The sequence below is a fragment of the Cobetia sp. BL01 genome, from assembly GCF_056493605.1.
Genome location: NZ_JBVBEE010000006.1, coordinates 1 through 20,519, shown reverse-complemented (window position 1 = coordinate 20,519; position 20,519 = coordinate 1). Strand labels below are relative to the sequence as shown.

15 protein-coding genes are annotated in these 20,519 nt (G+C 63.6%); 8 read left to right on the top strand and 7 right to left on the bottom strand.

What is annotated here, in order from left to right:
• Positions 1 to 18: 18 nt before the first annotated feature.
• From ACZYGA_RS11810 to prfB, 6 genes are all read right to left on the bottom strand, one after another.
• Positions 19 to 525, bottom strand: a complete 507-nt coding sequence (locus ACZYGA_RS11810; protein WP_404626263.1) for a GNAT family N-acetyltransferase — start codon at positions 523 to 525, stop codon at positions 19 to 21.
• Positions 522 to 1,445, bottom strand: a complete 924-nt coding sequence (locus tag ACZYGA_RS11805; RefSeq protein ID WP_404626261.1) for a hypothetical protein — start codon at positions 1,443 to 1,445, stop codon at positions 522 to 524. Before ACZYGA_RS11805 ends, ACZYGA_RS11810 begins: the two co-directional genes overlap by 4 nt.
• Before the next feature lie 2 nt (positions 1,446 to 1,447).
• Positions 1,448 to 1,759 (bottom strand): BolA family protein, encoded by a 312-nt coding sequence (locus ACZYGA_RS11800; protein WP_077377728.1) that lies wholly within the window; start codon positions 1,757 to 1,759, stop codon positions 1,448 to 1,450.
• A gap of 239 nt (positions 1,760 to 1,998) precedes the next feature.
• A complete protein-coding gene (locus tag ACZYGA_RS11795; RefSeq protein WP_084207797.1) occupies positions 1,999 to 2,382 on the bottom strand; it encodes a hypothetical protein in 384 nt (127 codons plus the stop codon).
• Between the two features lie 353 nt (positions 2,383 to 2,735).
• Positions 2,736 to 4,274, bottom strand: coding sequence for a lysine--tRNA ligase (lysS, locus tag ACZYGA_RS11790; protein WP_077377722.1), 1,539 nt, complete (start codon positions 4,272 to 4,274; stop codon positions 2,736 to 2,738).
• A 162-nt stretch (positions 4,275 to 4,436) separates the two neighbouring features.
• A protein-coding gene (gene prfB, locus ACZYGA_RS11785; protein WP_103751451.1) for a peptide chain release factor 2 occupies positions 4,437 to 5,535 on the bottom strand; the annotation gives its coding sequence in 2 pieces (ribosomal slippage) (positions 4,437 to 5,459 and positions 5,461 to 5,535; 1,098 coding nt in all).
• A 429-nt stretch (positions 5,536 to 5,964) separates the two neighbouring features.
• On the opposite strand from prfB, the gene ACZYGA_RS11780 reads away from it, so the two are divergent.
• The 6 genes from ACZYGA_RS11780 to ACZYGA_RS11755 all read left to right on the top strand — a co-directional run bounded on the left by ACZYGA_RS11780 (position 5,965) and on the right by ACZYGA_RS11755 (position 14,464).
• Positions 5,965 to 7,590 (top strand): peptide ABC transporter substrate-binding protein, encoded by a 1,626-nt coding sequence (locus ACZYGA_RS11780; RefSeq protein WP_404626257.1) that lies wholly within the window; start codon positions 5,965 to 5,967, stop codon positions 7,588 to 7,590.
• Positions 7,591 to 7,740: 150 nt separating this feature from the next.
• A complete protein-coding gene (locus ACZYGA_RS11775; RefSeq protein WP_404626255.1) occupies positions 7,741 to 9,414 on the top strand; it encodes a peptide ABC transporter substrate-binding protein in 1,674 nt (557 codons plus the stop codon).
• A 59-nt stretch (positions 9,415 to 9,473) separates the two neighbouring features.
• Complete coding sequence (gene oppB, locus ACZYGA_RS11770) at positions 9,474 to 10,400, top strand: oligopeptide ABC transporter permease OppB (protein WP_077377715.1); 927 nt, start codon at positions 9,474 to 9,476, stop codon at positions 10,398 to 10,400.
• A gap of 14 nt (positions 10,401 to 10,414) precedes the next feature.
• Positions 10,415 to 11,338 (top strand): ABC transporter permease, encoded by a 924-nt coding sequence (locus ACZYGA_RS11765; RefSeq protein ID WP_191237728.1) that lies wholly within the window; start codon positions 10,415 to 10,417, stop codon positions 11,336 to 11,338.
• Positions 11,339 to 11,485: 147 nt separating this feature from the next.
• On the top strand, positions 11,486 to 13,081 hold the full coding sequence (locus tag ACZYGA_RS11760) for an ABC transporter ATP-binding protein (protein WP_218015099.1): 1,596 nt from the start codon (positions 11,486 to 11,488) through the stop codon (positions 13,079 to 13,081).
• A 300-nt stretch (positions 13,082 to 13,381) separates the two neighbouring features.
• Positions 13,382 to 14,464: a porin gene (locus ACZYGA_RS11755; protein ID WP_169477284.1), complete on the top strand. Its 1,083-nt coding sequence runs from the start codon at positions 13,382 to 13,384 to the stop codon at positions 14,462 to 14,464.
• Positions 14,465 to 14,633: 169 nt separating this feature from the next.
• Here ACZYGA_RS11755 and ACZYGA_RS11750 read toward each other — a convergent pair whose 3' ends face one another.
• A complete protein-coding gene (locus ACZYGA_RS11750) occupies positions 14,634 to 15,887 on the bottom strand; it encodes an OmpP1/FadL family transporter (protein ID WP_240499638.1) in 1,254 nt (417 codons plus the stop codon).
• 444 nt (positions 15,888 to 16,331) lie between these two features.
• On the opposite strand from ACZYGA_RS11750, the gene ACZYGA_RS11745 reads away from it, so the two are divergent.
• A complete protein-coding gene (locus ACZYGA_RS11745; protein WP_077377703.1) occupies positions 16,332 to 16,790 on the top strand; it encodes a MerR family DNA-binding protein in 459 nt (152 codons plus the stop codon).
• Positions 16,787 to 19,618 carry a heavy metal translocating P-type ATPase gene (locus ACZYGA_RS11740; RefSeq protein ID WP_479399259.1) on the top strand — a complete coding sequence of 944 codons (2,832 nt, stop codon included), beginning with the start codon at positions 16,787 to 16,789 and terminating at the stop codon, positions 19,616 to 19,618. Before ACZYGA_RS11745 ends, ACZYGA_RS11740 begins: the two co-directional genes overlap by 4 nt.
• Positions 19,619 to 20,519: the final 901 nt, after the last annotated feature.

The following is a 20,519-nucleotide window of genomic DNA, read 5'->3' as shown; positions in this document are numbered from 1 at the left end:
AGATGTCCGGTCGGCACCTCACTCCAGTGGCAGCGACATCAGCAGCGCATCTTCGCGAGTTCCCGAGGGCGCAGGAGGCAAGGCCGGGTAGTAGCCGCGCCGCACGCCATCCACATGGAACCCGGCATGCGCATAGAGCGCACGCGCCGCGTCATTGCCTGCGCGCACCTCCAGCAACAGGCGCTCCAGCCCCGTGGCATGATGCCATTGTCTGGCGCGCTCGATCGCCGCCTGCAACAGGGCCCGCCCGATGCCCTGACCGCGCAGGTCAGCATGCACGGTGATCGCCTCGATCTCGGCCTCGAAAGGGCCGCGCGCCAGTACCACGAATCCCGCCAGCCGCTCAGGCGTGGCTGGCGCATGCCAGCCAAGAATGCAGCGTGAGGCATCGCTGAGCACATCCGCCAGCTGGCATCTGAAGAGCCCATGCGCCTGGGTGCTCTCAATGGCCTGCAATGCCGCCAGCGTCGCATCGTCCAGCACCAGCTTGCGCACCGCGCCCGTCTCGCCGTCAGCCCCGCTCATGACGACGTGCCTTCCGTCATCCCGCGAGACCACGCCTTTCCCCAGCGAATCAGCAGCGGCCACAGCTGGCGCTTGGCATCACTGGAGCGCGCCAGCGTGGCAAGCTCGGGCCCCTGCCAGACGGGAATGTCCAGCAGGCTTGAGGTTTCGGCGTCTCCCGAGGAGGAGGTGATGCCCAGCACCTCACGCAGGGTCGCGCAGTCTTCGCGATTGCCGAAGATCAGGACCCGCTCGGGCTGCCAATCACGGCGTGCGGGGCCATTCAGGAAGGCCCGCAATCCCTCCCGTGCCTCATCCAGCGGTGCACTGGCCTTGAGGTTCGCGAGCAATGGCCAGCGGAAGTGACTGAACGTCAGGTCTGTCGTCGGCGTGATGCCTGCCGCCCGCCACAATGCCTTCAGCAACGCCTCGCCTTCCAGATGCGGCGCCTCATCACCGGGCAACATGACCAACCAGCGTCCGTCGAGTGCTGCCAGCTGTACGCTGAATCGCAGCGGCGGCTGGTCGGCCGGAGGCGTGACCTGCGCCTCGACCACTGTCTCTGTCGTCGCCTGAGCAGGTGGCGTCCCCCAGGAGGCCGTGCTGCTTGACTCGCCCCCCGTCGCCTCGCGGGCCTGCACGGCCGTGGCCACGGAGGCCTCGGCCGGCGCCATGCCCAGAAGGGCGCGCGCACTGGCGGCAGGCGATGGTCCCGGTGCTCGCGCAGGAGCCGGCTCCGCCTGCGGCGAGCTCACCGTCGGTTGCGGCGCCTCTTCAATCAGCGCATGCAGACGTGCCTGAGGTGCCACCGGCTCAGCCACCACCGGTTCTGGCCATTCACAGGCCTCGGTGGGCAGCGCATTGGGCAGCTGATAGCGACCGACCCAGGCGGTCAGGCCCATGGCGTCCAGGTATTGCAGGCGTTGCGGTTCAGAGGTCATGGTCAGTGCTTGCCACCGCCCAGGCAGTTGGGGGATTCGGGAATCTCACCGCCGCGCGCCGTCCATTGCTGCGGGGTATACAGATGCAACGCCAGCGCGTGGACGGGGCCGGCGAGCTCTTCATCCAGCAGGGCGTACAACAGCTGGTGACGCTTGACCGGCATCAGGCCGTCAAAGCGCTCGCTGACCAGCGTGACCTTGAAGTGCGTCTCGGAATTGGCCGGCACGCTATGCATGTGGCTCTCGTTGACGACCTCGACCATCAGCGGGTCGAGCGTCGCTAGCTTGCTTTCTATCCGGGCCTGGACGCTCATGCGCGATCTCCTTGAATGGGGCAGCCGCCGAGCGGATGGACGGCAGGTGAAATGAAACGACATGTCGGGAAAAGGGCGCTCCACGTGACAGGTACCGCGTGGCAGATACCGGGTGGCAGATACCACAGGGAAAGCCGCCACAGAACGCAAATGGCCCCGAGCACATTGCCCGAGGCCATTGTAACGCCTGTCGCGCTGACTGACAGCGCCGTCACGTCAACAGACGGCGCGCGACGGACTCAATCGAGATCCGCCAGCAGCTCGTCGTCCACTTCGCAGACTTCCAGCGGCGCCTCGTCATCCAGGTCAACGGCCAGGTAGCTGTGCTCGACGGTCAGGAAGCGCTCGAACAGCGCCTTGTCCATCGGCTCCGGCCAATGGCGGGTGTCTTCCTCCCAGGCGCGCAGCTCGCTTTCCAGCACGTCCAGCCAGCGCTCGGACACGAAGCCATCCAGCGCTTCGCGAGTGTCCATCTCGGGAATCAGGTAGACGGTACTCTCCTGATTGACATCCTCCAGCGCCAGATCCTCACCTCCCTCACCTTCGGATTCCAGCGAGTTGATCCAGTCGACAAACGCCTGGGTCGGCTTGACGCTCAGGGCGGAACGGTTAAGCAGCTTCATTCTGCACTCTCCAGGACATTCAGGGGACAATTCCCAAGGCAGGACACCGCCATCGTGGGTGGCTCGACACAGCCGGCACACGCTCTCGCACGGTAGACCTCGACGATACTGTCATCAGCTTCAGCACCATGAAACGGCTGACTGACAGGACGCCGACCATTATGGCCGCTCGCAGGCAACAAAGCCAAGCACCGCCTCGCCTCATCCGTGACGATTGCGCCTCGGCCACCGCTCGTCGTCAGCCAATGTCGCCCTGCAGAGACCACGACGCCCCCGATCGAGGATCGGAGGCGTCGCAAGTGCCATCAGCGCGGTTCGTCACGATGACTCACCACGGGAGGCGAGCAGCGCGATCAGCCCTGCTGCGGACGCATCGCCGGGAACAGCAGCACATCGCGGATGGAGGCGCTGTCGGTCAGCAGCATCACCAGACGGTCGATGCCGATGCCTTCACCCGCCGTCGGCGGCATGCCGTATTCCAGCGCGCGCACGTAGTCGGCGTCGTAGAACATGGCTTCGTCATCCCCGGCATCCTTCTCGGCCACCTGAGCCTGGAAGCGCTCGGCCTGATCTTCGGCGTCGTTGAGCTCCGAGAAGCCATTGGCGATCTCGCGGCCACCGACGAAGAACTCGAAGCGATCGGTCACGTGCGGGTTGGCATCGTTGCGACGCGCCAGCGGGCTGACTTCGGCCGGGTACTCGGTGATGAAGGTCGGCTGGTCGAGACGGTGCTCGGCGACGGCTTCGAAGATCTCGGTCTCGAGCTTGCCCAGCCCCCAGATCGGCTTGACCTGGATACCGAGACGCTCCGCCGTGGCGCGTGCGGCGTCGTAATCGGCCAGGTCGGCTGCGGTGATGCCATCGCCATACTTGATGATCGACTCGCGCATGGTCATCTGGATGAACGGCTGGCTCAGGTCGTACTCGCTGCCCTGACAGGTGATCTGCGTAGTGCCGAGCACTTCCTGGGCTGCGGTGCGGATCATGTCTTCGGTCAGCGCGATCAGGTCACGGTAGTCCGCATAGGCCCAGTAGAACTCGAGCATGGTGAACTCGGGATTGTGACGCGTCGACAGCCCTTCGTTGCGGAAGTTGCGGTTGATCTCGAACACGCGCTCGAAGCCACCCACCACCAGACGCTTCAGGTACAGCTCCGGGGCGATGCGCAGGTACATTTCCATGTCCAGCGCATTGTGGTGCGTGATGAACGGACGCGCGGTCGCGCCACCCGGAATCTGCTGCAGCATCGGCGTCTCGACTTCCATGAAGCCGCGGTCACTGAGGAAGCGACGGATGGAGGCGACGATGCCGGCACGCAGCGCGAAGGTGCGGCGTGACTGCTCGTTCATGATCAGGTCGACGTAACGCTGGCGATAGCGCATTTCCTGGTCGGACAGACCGTGGAACTTGTCCGGCAGCGGACGCAGGTTCTTGGTCATCAGCTGGGCGCTTTCGATCATGACGTACAGATCGCCCTTGCCGGACTTGTGCACCGGACCACTGGCACCGACGATGTCGCCGATGTCCCAGCCCTTGATGTCCTCGAGCAGCGCTTCCGGCAGGCCCTTCTTGTCGACATAGAGCTGAATCTGGCCGGAGACTTCCTGCAACACGATGAAGGGGCCACGCTTGCGCATGATGCGCCCGGCGACGGCGGCCTTGCGGTCCAGCGTCTCCAGCTCGGCCTTGTCCTTCTCGCCCAGCTCCGCCTGCAGGTCAGCGGCGAGGCTGTCACGACGGAAGTCATTCGGGAAGGCGCTCTTGCCTTCGGCGGCGGCCTGCTCACGGCGGGCACTCAGCTTGGCGCGACGTTCGGCGATCAGGCGATTCTCTTCCTGAGCCTGTTCGGCGGCCTGCTGCTCATCAATGGCGGGGGTCTGCTCTGTCGACATGGAGGGGCCTGTCTCGTATCAAAGGGTCATGGCCAAAGCCACGACAGATCAAGATCAGCCTGGGGATAGCGCATCAGGACTGATCGCGATTCGGGAATTCGTGGCCTCCGCCGGCGATACCGGCGGAGGCGAATGGGCGCTGGTTCGCGAGTCTCCTCGCGATCAGAGCCCCATCTTGAGGCTGGCGACGATGAAGTCATCGAGATCGCCGTCGAGCACCTTGTCACAGTTGCTCGACTGGACACCGGTCCGCAGGTCCTTGATGCGCTGGTCATCGAGGACGTAGGAGCGGATCTGGCTGCCCCAACCGATGTCGGACTTGGAGTCCTCGAGTTCCTGCTTGGCGGCGTTGCGCTTCTGCATCTCGGCTTCGTAGATACGCGCCTTCAGCATCTTCATGGCGCGGTCACGGTTGGAGTGCTGGCTGCGCTCGGTCTGGCAGGCCGCCACGATCCCTGTCGGGATGTGGGTGATACGTACCGCGGAGTCGGTGGTGTTGACGTGCTGACCACCGGCACCGGAGGAGCGATAGGTATCGGTGCGCAGATCGGCCGGATTGATGTCGATCTCGATGTTGTCATCGATTTCCGGCGACACGAACACGGACGCGAACGAGGTGTGACGACGGCCGCCGGAGTCGAAGGGACTCTTGCGCACCAGACGGTGCACACCCAGCTCGGTGCGCAGCCAACCGAAGGCATAGTCGCCCTCGATGTGAATGGTGGCGGACTTGATGCCCGCGACTTCACCGGCACTCGCCTCGACGATCTCGGTCTTGAAGCCGTGATGCTCGGCCCAGCGCAGGTACATGCGCAGCAGCATGTTGCCCCAGTCCTGAGCTTCGGTACCACCGGAGCCGGCCTGGATGTCGAGGTAGGCGTTGTTGGCATCCATGTCACCGGAGAACATCCGGCGGAACTCGAGCTTCTCGAGACTGGCCTTGAGCTGATCCAGCTCGCGGACGACTTCGTCCACGGTGCCTTCATCCTCTTCCTCGACCGCCATCTCCAGCAGGTCAGCGCAGTCGGACAGGCCGTTGCTCATGTCGTCGAGGGTCTTGACGACCAGCTCCAGCGACGCACGCTCCTTGCCGAGTTTCTGCGCGTATTCCGGGTCATTCCAGACATCCGGATTCTCGAGTTCGCGAGTGACTTCCTCTAGCCGATCCTGCTTTTCGGCATAGTCAAAGATACCCCCTCAGGACTTCTGCCCTTTCGGACAGGTCCTTGATGAGGTTGGTGATCGGATTGATCTCTTGCATGGTCGTCCTGTCTTGAGGCGATGATGCGTGAATGGGGCGCGACAGCCCTGTCGAAGGGGACAGCCTGCGAGACGTTGTCCACTGGACACCTGCGCAGATCGACAGCGCGCGAAGCCCGATATTGTAGCCATTTCCCGGCGTGGCGACCATGCCCGCCCCATCATCCGTGGCCAGGTGGCCGAAGGACGCTCTCGGGTATCCGTCACGCTGCCCGCCAGCCGGCAGCTGCCTGCCTTCCATGCGACTGCGACCAAAGTCATTCAAACGGCTGTCAGCCCCGGAACGCCCGACTTTCCGTGCCTTGCATGGCGATCATCGAATGCATGCATGAGCTATCCATTTTTTAACATGGACAGCAGGCAGGAAAAGACTCGATGGTAGAAGGCATCACTCGTATTCCCCCTAACAACAATAGCGAGCCTCCCTACCATGGCACTACTGCACTCCTCGTCTCATGCGCCGGCCCTCCCCAAGCGCTTCGCGCTCAAGCGACTGGCAAGCTCCCTGCTGCTGGCCGGGAGCATCGCCGCTTCCCCGGGCCTCATGGCCGATACCCTCAAGCTGGCGATCATGGGGGAACCGGCCTCGCTGGACCCACAGCAGATCTCCGGCACCTGGGAAAATGACGTGGTGGGCGATCTCTTCGAGGGGCTGGTCACCGAGGCCGCTGATGGCGAGCGCATCCCCGGCGCGGCCGAGTCATGGCAGATTTCCGATGACGGCAAGACCTATACCTTCACGCTGCGCCAGGACGGCAAGTGGTCCGACGGTGAGCCGGTGACCGCCGAGGACTTCGTGTACGCGCTCAAGCGCATCATGACACCCGAGAATGCCTCGGATTACGCCTACATCCTGTATCCGATCAAGAATGCCAAGGCCATCAACAGCGGCGAGGCCGAGCCGGATACCCTCGGCGTGCGAGCCGTGGATGCCCACACTCTCGAGATCACCCTCGAGCGCCCGACGCCCTACTTCCTGGACCAGCTGTCGCATTACACCGCCTACCCGCTGCCGAAACATGTGGTGGAGAAGTACGGCAAGGACTGGACCGACCCCGGCAAGATGGTCTCCAACGGCGCCTTCGAGCTGAGCGAGTGGCAGCCGCAGACCCGCATCGTCGCGCTCAAGAATCCTGAATTCCACGATGCCAAGGAGGTCGCGCTGGATGAGGTGATCTACTACCCCATCGAGGAGCGCAACAGCGCCCTGAAGCGCTTCCGCGCCGGCGAGATCGACATCGCACGCGAATTCCCCACCCAGCAATACGGCTGGCTGAAGGACAACCTGCCGGACGCCACCCACGTCGCGCCCTACCTGGGTATCTACTACTACGTGCTCAACTCGCGCGATGGCCATGCCACGGCAGACCCGCGGGTGCGTGAGGCACTCAACCTCTCCATCCGCCGCAAGGTCATCACCGACAAGATTCTCGGTACCGGCGAAGTGCCGGCCTACAGCTTCGTACCCACCGGCGTGAACCACTACGACATCCAGGAGATGCCCTTCAAGGACATGTCGATGGATGAACGCATGCAGAAGGCAAGGTCTCTGATGGAGGACGCCGGTTACGGCCCGGACAACCCGCTGGAGCTGACCCTGCGCTACAACACCAGCGAAGACCACAAGAAGGTGGCCATTGCCGCCGCCGCGATGTGGAAGCCGCTGGGCGTGAAGGTCAATCTGCTGAATGCTGAGGTGGCGGTGCACTACGAGGACATGCGCCAGGGCAAGTTCGATGTCGGTCGCGCCGGCTGGATCGGCGATTACAACGACGCCCAGAACTTCCTCAACCTGCTGGAAACCGGCGTGCCCAACAATTACGGCGCCTATTCCAACAAGGCGCTGGATGACGACATGCAAAAGGCCGCCGATACCCTCGACATGGATGACCGAGAGGCCCTGATGCAGGACGCCGAGCGCAAGGCGCTGGATGACTACGCCGTGTTGCCGATCTACTACTACGTGTCACGCAACCTGGTGAATCCCAAGCTCAGCGGCTGGCAGGGCAACATCGAGGATATCCACCGCTCGCGCTGGGTCTCGTTCTCCGAGTGAGGCGAGCCTGCTGAGCCTCTGACCAGGCTCGCCGCTCTCTCGAATGTCATGGGTTCACGCGGCTGTCCACCAGGGCGGCCACGTGGCATCTGCCAAGGATGGCACCAGAAGATGCCGTCGCGCCCCACCGGCGTGACAAGGAGTCGACGCATGTCCCCCACTTCCCCGATGCAATGCGCGGCAAGCCTCGGCGCAGGCCTGCTGCTGTCCGTTCTCTCCGTGTCCATGAGCGCTTCCAGCAGCGCCATGGCCGCACAAGCCACAAGCTCCACCAGCTCCACAAGCTCCATAAGCCCCGCAAGCCAGGACGAACAGATCCTGCGCATCGCCAATGGCGCCGAACCCGGCTCGCTGGACCCGCAACAGACCAGCGGCACCTGGGAGACACGCATCGTGCGTGATCTGTTCGAGCCGCTGATCGCCTACTCCGCCGACGGCGAGCTGATTCCCGGGCTGGCAGAGCGCTGGGAGTCGTCCGCCGATGGACGGATCTGGACCTTCCATCTGCGCGCGGGGCTTGAGTGGTCAGACGGCACGCCGCTGACCGCCGAGGATGCAGTCTTTGCGCTGCGCCGCCTGCTGACACCGGCTACCGCGGCCCACAACGCCACCCTCTACTACCCGATCGTCAATGCCCGCGCGGTGAATACCGGCGCGCTGCTCCCGGATCAGCTCGGCGTGGCCGCGCCCGATGCGCAGACGCTCACCATCACGCTCAGTCATCCGTCGGCAACACTGGCGCAGACGCTGGCGATGAGCGAAGCCGCCCCGCTGCCACGCCATGTGATCGTGGCCAATGGCGCTGACTGGACGCGGCCGGCCAACATGGTCACCTCGGGCGCCTTCGTGCTCAAGGAATGGGCGCCGCAGTCGCATATCACGCTGACACCCAACGCGCGCTATCACGGCGCACAGAACGTCACTCTCGACGAGGTGGTCTACCTGCCCATCGAGGAGAGCCATGCCGCGCTCAATCGCTTCCGTGCGGGTGAAGTCGAGATCGCCTATGGCGTACCCGCCAGCCACTACACGTGGATTCAGGACAATCTGGCCGAGGCCCTGCACACCTACCCGATCCTCGGCGAGTACTTCTATGTCTTCAATCTGCGCGAGGGCTCGCCCGTGGCGGACCGGCGCATTCGTCGCGCGCTGAATCTGGCCACGCGTCGTGAGGTGATCACCGAGCGCATTCTCGGCATGGGCCAGATCCCCTCCTGGCATTTCGTGCCCGAGGCGTTGAGTGAACATCAGGGCGCGCGCTTCGACTTCGCTGACTGGTCGATGGACCGGCGCATGGCAAAGGCCCGCGAGCTGATGGCAGACGCGGGCTACGGGCCAGACCACCCGCTTGAGCTGACCCTGCGCTACAACACCCTGGAAGACCACAAGAAGATCGCCGTGGCGCTCGGAGCGATGTGGAAGCCGCTGGGCGTGCAAGTGACGCTGACCAATACCGAGGCCGCGGTGCATTACCGGGATCTGGCGCTGGGTGATTTCGAGGTCGGCCGTTACGGCATGATCGCGACCATCGCCGATGCCTACGACTTCCTGAACGCCTTCAGCAGCGATAACACCTCCAACGCACCCGGGCTCAGCTCACCGGCCTACGATGCGCTGATCGAGGCGGCGGCGCGCGAGGGCGATGACGATGCTCGCCGGCAACAACTGCACGATGCCGAGCAGTATCTGCTCGACCATGATGTGGTGCTGCCGCTCTACGACTACGTCACCTCCAGCCTCGTGACCCCCGCCATCAGCGGCTGGGCCCCCAACGCGCTGGACGTTCACCCGAGTCGCTATCTGCATATCGACACCTCGCACTGACCGATGACAGCCACCCATAACAACGACACACCCGGGCAGCGGCCCGAACGGAGCACTGGATGCTGAGCTACACCCTCAAACGGTTGCTGCAGGCGATTCCCACCCTGCTGATCGTGATCACCCTGTCGTTCTTCCTGATGCGGGTCGCCCCGGGCGGCCCCTTCGATGGCGAGCGCCGCCTGCCGCCGGAAATCGAGCAGAACCTGCGCGCGGCCTATCACCTGGATGAACCACTGCCGATGCAGTACATCCGCTATCTGGGTGATCTGGTACAGGGCGATCTCGGCCCGTCCTTCAAGTACAAGGACTTCGACGTCAGCGAGCTGATCAGCCAGGGCTTCCCGGCCAGTCTGGAGCTGGGCATGTGGGCGATTCTGGCCGCGTTGCTGATCGGGGTGCCGCTGGGGGTGATCGCGGCAATCCGGCGCAACTCGACGGCGGATTACGTGGTGATGAGTACCGCGCTGGCGGGAATCGCGGTGCCCAACTTCGTGATCGCCCCGCTGCTGGCGCTGGTGTTCGGCGTGCTGCTCGGCTGGCTGCCGGCCGGCGGCTGGAACGGCGGCGCCTGGCAGAACCTGCTGCTGCCGGTGGTGGCACTCTCCATCCAGCAGATCGCCTACATCGCCCGCATGATGCGCGCCAGCATGATCGAGGTACTGGGCAGTCACTACATCCGCACCGCCCGCGCCAAGGGGCTGAGCGAGTGGAAGGTGATTCTGCGCCATGCCTTGCGACCAGCGATGCTGCCGGTGGTCTCCTACCTCGGCCCGGCCATTGCCGGGATCATCACCGGCTCGGTGGTAATCGAGCAGATCTTCGGCATTCCCGGCATCGGGCGCTATTTCGTGCAGGGTGCGCTCAATCGTGACTACACCCTGGTGATGGGCACGGTGGTCTTCTATGGCGCCTTGATCCTGCTGCTCAACCTGATCGTCGATCTGCTCTACAGCATGCTCGACCCGCAGATCCGCTACGACGACTGACCCGAGGCCCTGACATGTCACAGACAACTCCCGCCCCCCACGGCACCGGCGCTGCCAGTGCCTTCGACGGCCAGCCCCCTGCGGCACCGGCAGGCGACAGCCTGACCCGCGATGCCTGGCGTCGTCTCAAGCAGAACCGCGCCGCCATGTGCAGCCTGGTGGTGATGACCCTCGTCGTGCTGGCCTGCCTGATCGGCCCATGGCTGACGCCCTTCGAACTCGACGAGGTCGACTGGAACGCCATCGGCACCGGCCCGGACCTGGCCTCCGGCCACGTCTTCGGCACCGACGTCAACGGCCGCGACCTGCTGACCCGTACCCTGCATGGCGGCCAGATCTCGCTGTCGGTGGCGCTGGTCGCCACCTTCGTCAGTCTGGTGATCGGCGTGCTCTACGGCGCCGTCTCCGGCTATTTCGGCGGGCGCACCGACAACCTGATGATGCGCTTCGTCGACATCATGTATTCGCTGCCGTTCATGTTCCTGGTGATCCTGCTGATGGTGGTGTTCGGTCGCAACATCTTCCTGATCTACGCCGCCATCGGTGCAGTGGAGTGGCTGGACATGTCGCGCATCGTGCGTGGCCAGGTGCTGGCACTCAAGAAGCGTGAATTCGTCGAGGCGGCGCATGCACTCGGCGTGCGTGATCTGCAGGTCGTGACGCGTCACCTGATTCCGAACGCGCTGGGCCCGGTGATCGTCTACGTCACGCTGACGGTGCCCAAGGTCATCCTGCTGGAGAGCTTCCTGTCATTCCTCGGGCTTGGCGTGCAGGAACCGCTGACCTCCTGGGGCGTGTTGATCTCCGAAGGCAAGGACATGATGGAGACCGCACCCTGGATGCTGCTGGTGCCCTCGGCCTTCCTCGCCGCGACCCTGTTCTGCCTCAACTTCCTCGGCGATGGCCTGCGTGACGCCCTCGACCCCAAGACTCGCTGAACCGGAGCGCTGATCATGACCTCTTCACCTTCACCCTCCGGCACCGCCTCCAGCCTGCCGCCAGCGCGCAACGCCGCCGACCAGGCCCGCGCCGACACCCTGACTCGCCTGGGACTGGCGGCCGAGGCGCCGGGCACGCCGCCGCTGATGGAAGTCGATGACCTCAAGGTCGACTTCCAGCTCCCGGACGGCGCGGTACCCGCCGTCAAGGGCGTCAGTTTCACCCTCAACAAGGGCGAGACGCTGGCGCTGGTCGGCGAGTCCGGTTCCGGCAAGTCGGTCACGTCCACCGCCATCCTGCGCCTGCTGCCGGAACTCGCCGAGATCAAGGGCGCCATCCGCCTGCGCGGCGAAGACCTGCTGAGTGCCTCGACGCGGCGCATGCGCGAGCTGCGCGGCAACCGCATCGCCACCGTCTTCCAGGAGCCGATGACCTCGCTCAACCCGCTGCATCGCATCGGGCGCCAGATCATCGAGGTACTGGCACTGCATCGTGACCTCAAGGGCCGCGCGGCTCGTCACAAGGCGCTGGAACTGCTGGAGCAGGTCGGCATCCCGGAGCCGGCGCGACGTATCGACAGCTATCCCCATGAGCTGTCCGGTGGCCAGCGTCAGCGCGTGATGATCGCCATCGCGCTGGCCTGCGAGCCGGACCTGCTGATCGCCGATGAGCCGACCACCGCGCTGGACGTCACGGTGCAGGCGCAGATCCTGCGGCTGCTCAAGTCGCTGCAGCAACGCTACGGCATGGCGATCCTGTTCATCACCCACGACCTGAGCATCGTGCGCCACTTCGCGGACCGCGTCTGCGTGATGCGCCACGGCGAGCTGCTGGAGACCGGCACCACCCACGAGGTCTTCGACAACCCGCAGCACGCCTACACCCGCATGCTGATCGATGCCGAACCGGCCGGCGAGAAGGCCGCGGTGGCGGCGGATGCGCCGGTGCTGCTCTCGGCACGCGATGTGCGCGTCAGCTTCACCATCAAGCGCCCGCTGTTCGGCCCCAAGGTCGCCTTCGAGGCGGTGCGCGGCATCGATCTCGAGGTCCGTCGTGGCCAGACCATCGGCATCGTCGGCGAGTCCGGCTCCGGCAAGTCCACGCTGGGTCGTGCCCTGCTGCGTCTGCTCAAGAGCCAGGGCAACATCGACTTCGATGGCGTGGACATCGCCGCGCTGGACAAGTCCGGCATGCGACCGCTGCGCTCGCGCATGCAGGTCGTCTTCCAGGACCCCTTCGGCTCCCTGTCGCCGCGCCTGACCGTGGGCGAGATCATCAGCGAAGGCCTGCGCGTGCATCATCCGGAGCTCAATCGCGCCCAACGCGACGCACAGGTCTGTGAGGCACTCTGTGAGGTCAGCCTCGACCCCGGCATGCGCAATCGCTATCCGCATGAATTCTCCGGCGGCCAGCGCCAGCGTATCGCCATCGCTCGCGCCCTGGTGCTCAAGCCGGAATTCCTGTTGCTGGATGAGCCGACCTCGGCGCTGGATCGCTCGGTACAGGTCACGGTGATCGACCTGCTGCGCGACCTGCAGGCGCGTCATGGCCTGACGTACCTGTTCATCAGCCATGACCTGGCGGTCGTGCGTGCACTGTCAGACCACCTCATCGTGATGAAGGAAGGCGAGGTGGTGGAAAGCGGCAGTACCCACGCCATCTTCGAGGCGCCCCGTGAGCATTACACCCGTGAATTGATGCAGGCTGCCTTCGCCCCGGATCTGGGCCAGGCGCACCACTGACACCCTGAACACGACGACATGCCTGATGGGCGCTTCGGCGCCCATCAAGACCCCGCTTTGCCTGAGAAAAGGCTCAGGCAAGGGCAGCCGAGTCGGTCACGCGAATCGACATTGGCTGCCAACCGGGTGCGTGCACCCGACCGAGGCCGGAGCAGGATGCTCCGGCATTCCCCACACCGATGGAAAGACATGCACAGGATGACGATGCAACCTACAACAACAGCCAGCATCCCCCTTCTCACTCACCCTCGTCTGCGTCACGCGATTGGCGCAGCCCTGCTCGGCACGGGACTGCTGAGCATGAGCCCCATGGCTCAGGCCATCGAGGTCTACAAGACGGATACCGACCGCGTCGAGTTCAGTGGCCGCCTGGCGGCGTTTGCCGTGATCCAGGATGGCGCACACGATGAGATCTACAACGGTGGCTCGCGGATTCGCCTGATCCACGAGCATCAGTTCCAGCAAGGCTGGAGCTCGATCATCCGCGCCGAATGGGGCTTCGACCCCTGGTTCAAGGATGGCACCGATGCTCACTACAAGCGCATGCTCTACGCTGGGGCGGCACACGAGAAATGGGGCAGCTTCACGGTCGGCAAGCAGTATGGCCCCTGGTACGACATGGTGGCCGTCAACACCGACTGGTTCTGGATCAATGGTGGCGAGGCGTCCGGTACCTTCGAAGGCCGCAGCGGAGATGGTGGTCTGCATGGCACGGGACGCCCGGACAACTCGCTGTACTGGAAGAAGGGTTTCGGAGAGTTCACCGTCGGCCTGCTCTACCAGCTCAGTCATGATGGCCAGCACAGCAACGAGACCTCGCTCTTCGAAGACGGCGTCTTCACCACCGAGACCGAGTACTCAGGCTATGAGCGCGACTACAGCTATGAAGCCGCGCTCAACTGGCATCCGAACGAGGACGTCACGGTGGGCGGGGTCTTCCACCATACGGAGCTGAGCGACTACGAGAGCGGCAACAGCGAGAACGGCGATGTCGATGCCTGGTTGCTCGGCGGTCACTGGTCGCCGGGCAACTGGTACATCGCGCTCGTCGGCGGGGAATATCGCAACCACATCGCCGGCAGCACCCTGGACTCCTCGGAAGCCTTCGTCGACAAGGCGCGCGGCGCGGAATTCGTGGTCAATTACAAGTTCAAGGAGGTCATCTGGGGCGATGACAGCGTCGAGCTCTATGGCGGCCTGAACCACCTGGAAGACACCGACAGCGAAGCCCGCTACGCCTATCAGATCCTGGGCGCGGCTTGGCGAGTCAAGGACCTGACGCTGGCCACCGAGTACCGCTTCGACAACAGCCGCCAGTCAGACGGCAGCGAGTACAGTGCTGACCGGGACCAGCTGATGTTCCTGGCACGCTACGACTTCTGATCGTCATGTCAGACGCTGGTGACGGACCGCCGATGCTCGCGCTGAGGCGATGGTCCCGCCCCTGCCGGATGGCCTCCGGCAGGGGCAACAAAAAACGCCCGGTCATGTGACCGGGCGTTTCTGTATTGGTTGTCCTGAGATCCGCTCAGCGTCTTAGCTGCTTACGTACTCAGAAGCGATAGGTCGCGCCGAGACCGAAGCCATGCGCTTCATTCTCGTAATCAGCTTCATAGGTCCCACGGTTGGGCTCGCTCAGGCTGACGGTGGCCGTCTCTTCCCACAGGTAGGTGTAGGCCATGTCGATGGTCAGCTCCGGCATCGGCGTCCAGCCGGCCCCCAGCGAGAAGATGGTGCGATCCCCGGACGGGATACGCGCGCTGCGATGCTCATCCACGGTCGGGCTGTCATCGAAGGCCATGCCGGTACGCAGCACCCACTGCGGATTGAGCTGATAGCTCAGACCGACCGCATACTGCCAGCTGTCCTCGTAGCCCTGCTCCTCGACGATGTCGTTCATGTTGTCGACTTCCACCGCGATCTCGTCGAAGCGGCTCCAGTGCACCCAGGTCACGCCCGCCATCAGCGTCCAGCGATCATCCAGCTTGTGCGTCACGGAGAAGTCGATGCTTTCCGGCAGGGTCACGTCCAGCGACGCATCCTGCTCGGTATTCGCGAAGCCCGTGCCAGTGAAGACATTGTTGTACTTGGCCTCGCCTTCCAGGCTGTAGTCGACCTTGGAGCGATAGGACAGACCGAGACGGGTACTTTCCACTGGCTGGAAGATGACCCCGACGTTGTAGCCCCAGGCGGCATCGTCGCCCTTGATCTTGACCTTGCCATCCCCTGCGCCGACATCGACAGTATTCGACGTCAGCTCACCCTTGATGCTGTTGTAGGTCACACCGGCGCCGATGGCCCACTTGTCATTGATGCGGTAGGAGATGGTCGGCTGGGCGGTGACCACCTCGACTTCACTGTAATTGGCGAAATAACGGCCACGGAAATCAGAGCCATAATCGGTGATCACACCAAAGGGCGCATAGACCCCGAAGCCCAGCGCGACCTGATCGTTCATCGGTTGCACATAATAGAAGGAAGGCACTGCCGCCCCCGGCACCATGTCGCCGTCATCTCCGCCAGAGACTGGCCGACCGAGTGCATCATTCGCGCTGGCGACATCAATATCGGTATTGACGTCCAGATAGGTCACCCCACCGGTGATCTGGGCGCGATCCAGGAAGGACATGCCAGCCGGGTTGCCGAAGACGGTGGAAGCATCGTTGGCATTCGAGGCGCGCCCGGCGAAGGACGTCCCCTGAGTGCTGACGCTCTGCTCGTTGAGCTGGAAGGCCCCCGCGTGAACGCCACCGGCATAAGCCGTGGCAGCCGCTGCCAGCGCGACCCCGAGGGTGAGTTTGTTCATCTTGTTTTTCATTATGGATGGCGTCCCATTGCAGGTGGCTTGGAGAGCTGCATGTTGTTGTTATCGTTCGTTGATGCATAGCCCTGACACCTACGTTTTGGGCGAGTCGCCCGTTCAAGTCAAGGGCGAACGTTTGTTTGAATAGGGAGATTTCTAGTATTTGGGGAACTTTCATTCATGTCTGCACTGTCATCGTGTTGCTAACCCCATGTCCTGGCGATCATTTAGCGTCTGTTCGCCAGCGTTTAAAACATGGCGGGGCTCTCGCCTTCCTCTCTAGCCTATTGGTCGAACATCAGGTTTTTCGTATGTAGTGGGTCGCTTGACCTATGTCCTGCACATAGGTCTTACACTGAGGATCATTCACGGAACATTGGCTGCCGACAGACCTTCAGGGCAGCCGAATGCTCTCTCCGCCACTCTTGATCACGAGGAGATGATGCAATGAAAGTCGCTGAACTGGCCCGCGAAGGAAACGTCACCGCCGAAACCGTTCGCCATTACACGCGCCAGGGGCTGATCACGGCCCGACGTGATCCCGTCAACAACTACCAGCGCTTCGATGAGCAGGCGCTGGTACGCCTCAAGTTCATCAGTCAGGCACGCCAGCTGGGCTTCAGCCTTGCCGATATCAAGCAGATTCTGCAGCAGGCTGACCAGCATGACTCCCCCTGCCCCATGGTGAGAGACCTGCTCAAGGAACATCTGCCCCGAGTGCGTGAGCGCATCCGCGAGCTGGAAGCCCTGGCAGAGCGCATGGAGCATGCCATGGAGAGCTGGCAGGACATGCCGGACGGCGTGCCGGATGGCAACAGCGTGTGCTGCCTGATCGAGGGGCAATCATTCCCGCCCCCCTCAGAAGAGAACGGAACGTACACCCCTGACACCGGGAGGACCTCATGAGCCACGACCCCATTGCCACGATCAGCGTGATGAACACTGACGGCATCAGCTGCCAGGGGTGTGTCACCAGGATTCGCAAGGCCTTGCTGGCACAGGATGATCAGGCCGAACTGGTCGGCGCTCCCCAGGCCCAGCTGCTGCTGGTACACACGAGGCTGGATGAGGAAGGAGTGGCGAAGGTGGCGCAGGACAGCGGCTATCCGCTCACCTCGGCAGCACCGGCCACCCCTGCGAACCTCGAGATCAACGTCTACGGCATGCACTGCCAGAAATGCGTCGCCAAGCTGCGCAATGCCATTCAGCACTGGGATTCGGCCGCGACCGTCAGCGGTACGCCGGCAGACAACGTCCTGCAGGTCTCCAGCTGGCTGCCGGAAGCCTTGCTTGAACGTCTTGTCATCGAGGCGGGCTATGCATTGGAACCTCCTGCCGAGGGCGACACATCAGGGGATCTCACTGAGTCCGACGACACCACGGAGGATCACGCAACGGCGGCTCCATCGGCAGCAGAACCCTCTCCGGCCAGCCCGACGGATAGCGGAAGTCTTGAGCTCTCGCTGTCCGGCATTACCTGCGCCAGCTGTGTCGCCACTATCCAGAAGACACTGGATGGCCTGGATGGCGTGGAACATGCCGAGGTCAACTTCGCTTCGCGCACGGCACAGGTCAAAAGCCAGCTTGCGACCACCGAGATCATCGCGGCCATCGAAGGGGTGGGATATGGGGCCAGTGTGGTGAAAGACCCGGGCGCCAATGACGCGCAACAGCAGGAAGAGGCTGACCAGGAATATCGCTCTCGCATCCGTGACAGCGTGCTGTCACTTGGCATCGGTATCCCGCTGATGATCAGCATGTTCTTCCATCATCCCGGCTTCGAAGGTCTCGAACGTGGAGTGTGGCTGGCCATCGGGGTCGCCGTGCTGGGTGTGCTCGCCACCGCAGGACGCAGCTTCTTCACCAGCGCCTGGAAGGCCTTCACCCATCATCAGGCCAACATGGACACGCTGGTGGCACTCGGTACCGGAGCAGCATGGCTCTATTCCATGGGCGTGCTGATCTTCCCCGAGACGGTGCCCCAGGCGGCTCGCGGCCTCTACTTCGAAGCCTCGACCATGATCATCGGCCTGATCAGTCTTGGTCAGGCACTGGAGGTCAGAGCCCGCGGGCGTACACAGAAAGCACTGCGCGCGCTGCTGGATCTGCAGACCCGTACCGCTCGGGTCATTCGCGAGGGCGAAGAGCGCGAGATCGATGTCAACGACGTACGCAGCGGTGACCACGTGCGCATTCGCCCCGGTGAGCGCATCCCGGTGGATGGCAAGGTGATCGAGGGACAGAGCCACATCGATGAATCGATGTTGAGCGGTGAGCCGCTGGCTGTCTCACGTGGTGTCGGCGATGACGTGGCTGCCGGCACACTCAACACGCGTGGCAGTCTGGTCTTCGAGGTCGAGCGCATCGGCAGCGAGACACGCCTGGGCCGCATCATCAGTCAGGTGCGTCAGGCGCAGAACTCGCGTCCCCCGATCGGACGGCTGGCCGATACCATCTCCGGCGTATTCGTGCCCAGCGTGATGATCATCGCCATCGTCGCGGCGCTTCTCTGGTTCAACGTCGGGCCCGCCCCGACTGGCGTGCATATGCTGGTGGTCGCGACGGCGGTTCTCGTCATCGCCTGCCCCTGTGCACTGGGTCTGGCGACGCCGATCTCGACCATGATCGGGGTCGGCAAGGCGGCAGAGCATGGTGTGCTGGTGCGCAGCGGTGAGGCACTGCAGACCGCCAGTCGCTTGACCGCACTGGTGGTCGACAAGACCGGCACCCTGACGCGCGGCAAGCCGGAAGTCACTGAAACGCATCTGGTCTCGGGGGAAAGCGAGCAGGAGGTGCTGGATGCCGCCCATGCCCTGGAGCGGGGCTCCGAGCACCCCCTGGCCACCGCGCTGCTGGCACATATCGAAGCACAGCGTCCCGAGGCCTCGCGCAGCAAGGCCTTCAATGACTACCAGACCATCAGCGGGCGCGGCATTCAGGCTCAGGACGATGCAGGCCGCACCTGGCGCATGGGCAACGCTGCCATGCTGGAGGATGCAGGTATCAGCCTTGCACCGCTGAGTGAGCAGATCACGTCGCTGGAAGACAATGCCCGCACCGTGATCCTGATGGCACGTGACAATGCATTGATCGCCGTCTTCGGGCTGGCCGACCCGCTGCGTGACGATAGCCGCGACGCCATCGCTCGCCTGCATGCCGTTGGCCTCAAGGTGATCATGCTGACCGGTGACAATCAGCACACGGCCGCTGCCGTGGCCCGTGAGACCGGGATCGATGACTATCGTGCCGGCGTCTCACCGGATGACAAGCACGATGAGATCGCCCGCCTCCAACAGGAAGGCCATGTGGTGGGAATGGTCGGCGACGGCATCAATGATGCGCCGGCGCTGGCGCTGGCCGATGTCGGCTTCGCGATGGGTGAAGGTACTGATGTCGCCATCGAGACGGCCGGCATCACGCTGATGCAGCCCTCCCTGGCAGGGGTCGCGGACGCGATCGCGATCAGCCAGGCCACGCTGCGCAACATCAAGCAGAACCTGGTGGGTGCCTTCGGCTACAACCTGATCGGCATTCCGATTGCGGCAGGCATTCTCTATCCCTTCACCGGCATGCTGTTGTCGCCGGTGATCGCCGGGCTGGCCATGTCACTGTCTTCCGTGACGGTCGTGACGAACGCCAACCGCCTGCGGAGGTTCACTCCCCCGGGGGCAGCTCGGTCACGTACGGACAGCACAGGAAATTCTTCCACCATGCCACAAGGAGAGTCAGCATGATCTGCATACTCGTCAATCTGATAGGGCTTGGCCTGATCGCTGCCATCGTCTGGTGGTTCTGGCTGGCCAGGTCATGAACCACGGCTCTGCCACTGATCCGTAGCACCTTCATTTGATCAGTGAAGGCAACTCAAGACGCCCTGCCACACACTGTGTGGTAGGGCGTCTTCGCGTCAGCCTCTAGCGAGTCCGATGTCCACCAAGACCCTGCCGCTTTTCCGGGACAGCGCCATGTAACAGCGACAGTTGCCTCGTAAGTCGGGGCGCTCTCACGCCGCCAGGGGGTGTGGACAACTTGTTTTCCTGGTTGGCGCCCACCTGTCCACACCCGCTCTCCCGGCGGTTCTGCATATCAGTGCGTCACTACCTCGACGAAGCGCCTCCCGCTTTACCGTACTCTGCCCACCTCGATGCCCCAACGCAGACCGCCCCTGCAGCAAGGCTGCAGGGGCGGTTCAGTATAAGTGCCTGACGAGCCTTGCATGACGGTCGTGGGGCGGCCATCCGTGGGGCGGCCGTCCGCGACGCTTACAGGGAGAAACACCGTCCAGGCAGAGCTATCTCCTATCTCGCCCTTCTCACTCGCCCTTCTCACGCAGCGCGTGTACCTCTCCGAGCACGACTTTTTCCGCGCACAAAGAGAACCGCCCCTGCAGCTGGGCTGCAGGGGCGGTTCAGTATAAGTGCCTGACGAGGATCGGGGCGGCCATCCGCTACTCTTACAGGGAGAAACGCTACCCTAGGGACGCGTGACCTTTTCTCATCGCGTGTTCCCAGCACGCCCGGCTCAGCACTCTTTACTCAGCGCAGCTTTTGTCTCGCACATGACTCTTGCCGAGCATCACTTTTTCCGCGCACAAAGAGAACCGCCCCTGCAGCTGAGCTGCAGGGGCGGTTCGGG

Coding starts and splice junctions, on each gene's coding strand:
- ACZYGA_RS11760 (WP_218015099.1), top strand. CDS start 11,486: ATGGAAGTCGATGACCTCAAGGTCGACTTCCAGCTCCCGGACGGCGCG.
- oppB (WP_077377715.1), top strand. CDS start 9,474: ATGCTGAGCTACACCCTCAAACGGTTGCTGCAGGCGATTCCCACCCTG.
- ACZYGA_RS11805 (WP_404626261.1), bottom strand. CDS start 1,445: ATGACCTCTGAACCGCAACGCCTGCAATACCTGGACGCCATGGGCCTG.
- ACZYGA_RS11755 (WP_169477284.1), top strand. CDS start 13,382: ATGAGCCCCATGGCTCAGGCCATCGAGGTCTACAAGACGGATACCGAC.
- ACZYGA_RS11775 (WP_404626255.1), top strand. CDS start 7,741: ATGTCCCCCACTTCCCCGATGCAATGCGCGGCAAGCCTCGGCGCAGGC.
- lysS (WP_077377722.1), bottom strand. CDS start 4,274: ATGTCGACAGAGCAGACCCCCGCCATTGATGAGCAGCAGGCCGCCGAA.
- ACZYGA_RS11750 (WP_240499638.1), bottom strand. CDS start 15,887: ATGAACAAACTCACCCTCGGGGTCGCGCTGGCAGCGGCTGCCACGGCT.
- ACZYGA_RS11765 (WP_191237728.1), top strand. CDS start 10,415: ATGTCACAGACAACTCCCGCCCCCCACGGCACCGGCGCTGCCAGTGCC.
- ACZYGA_RS11810 (WP_404626263.1), bottom strand. CDS start 525: ATGAGCGGGGCTGACGGCGAGACGGGCGCGGTGCGCAAGCTGGTGCTG.
- ACZYGA_RS11795 (WP_084207797.1), bottom strand. CDS start 2,382: ATGAAGCTGCTTAACCGTTCCGCCCTGAGCGTCAAGCCGACCCAGGCG.
- ACZYGA_RS11780 (WP_404626257.1), top strand. CDS start 5,965: ATGGCACTACTGCACTCCTCGTCTCATGCGCCGGCCCTCCCCAAGCGC.
- ACZYGA_RS11800 (WP_077377728.1), bottom strand. CDS start 1,759: ATGAGCGTCCAGGCCCGGATAGAAAGCAAGCTAGCGACGCTCGACCCG.
- ACZYGA_RS11740 (WP_479399259.1), top strand. CDS start 16,787: ATGAGCCACGACCCCATTGCCACGATCAGCGTGATGAACACTGACGGC.
- ACZYGA_RS11745 (WP_077377703.1), top strand. CDS start 16,332: ATGAAAGTCGCTGAACTGGCCCGCGAAGGAAACGTCACCGCCGAAACC.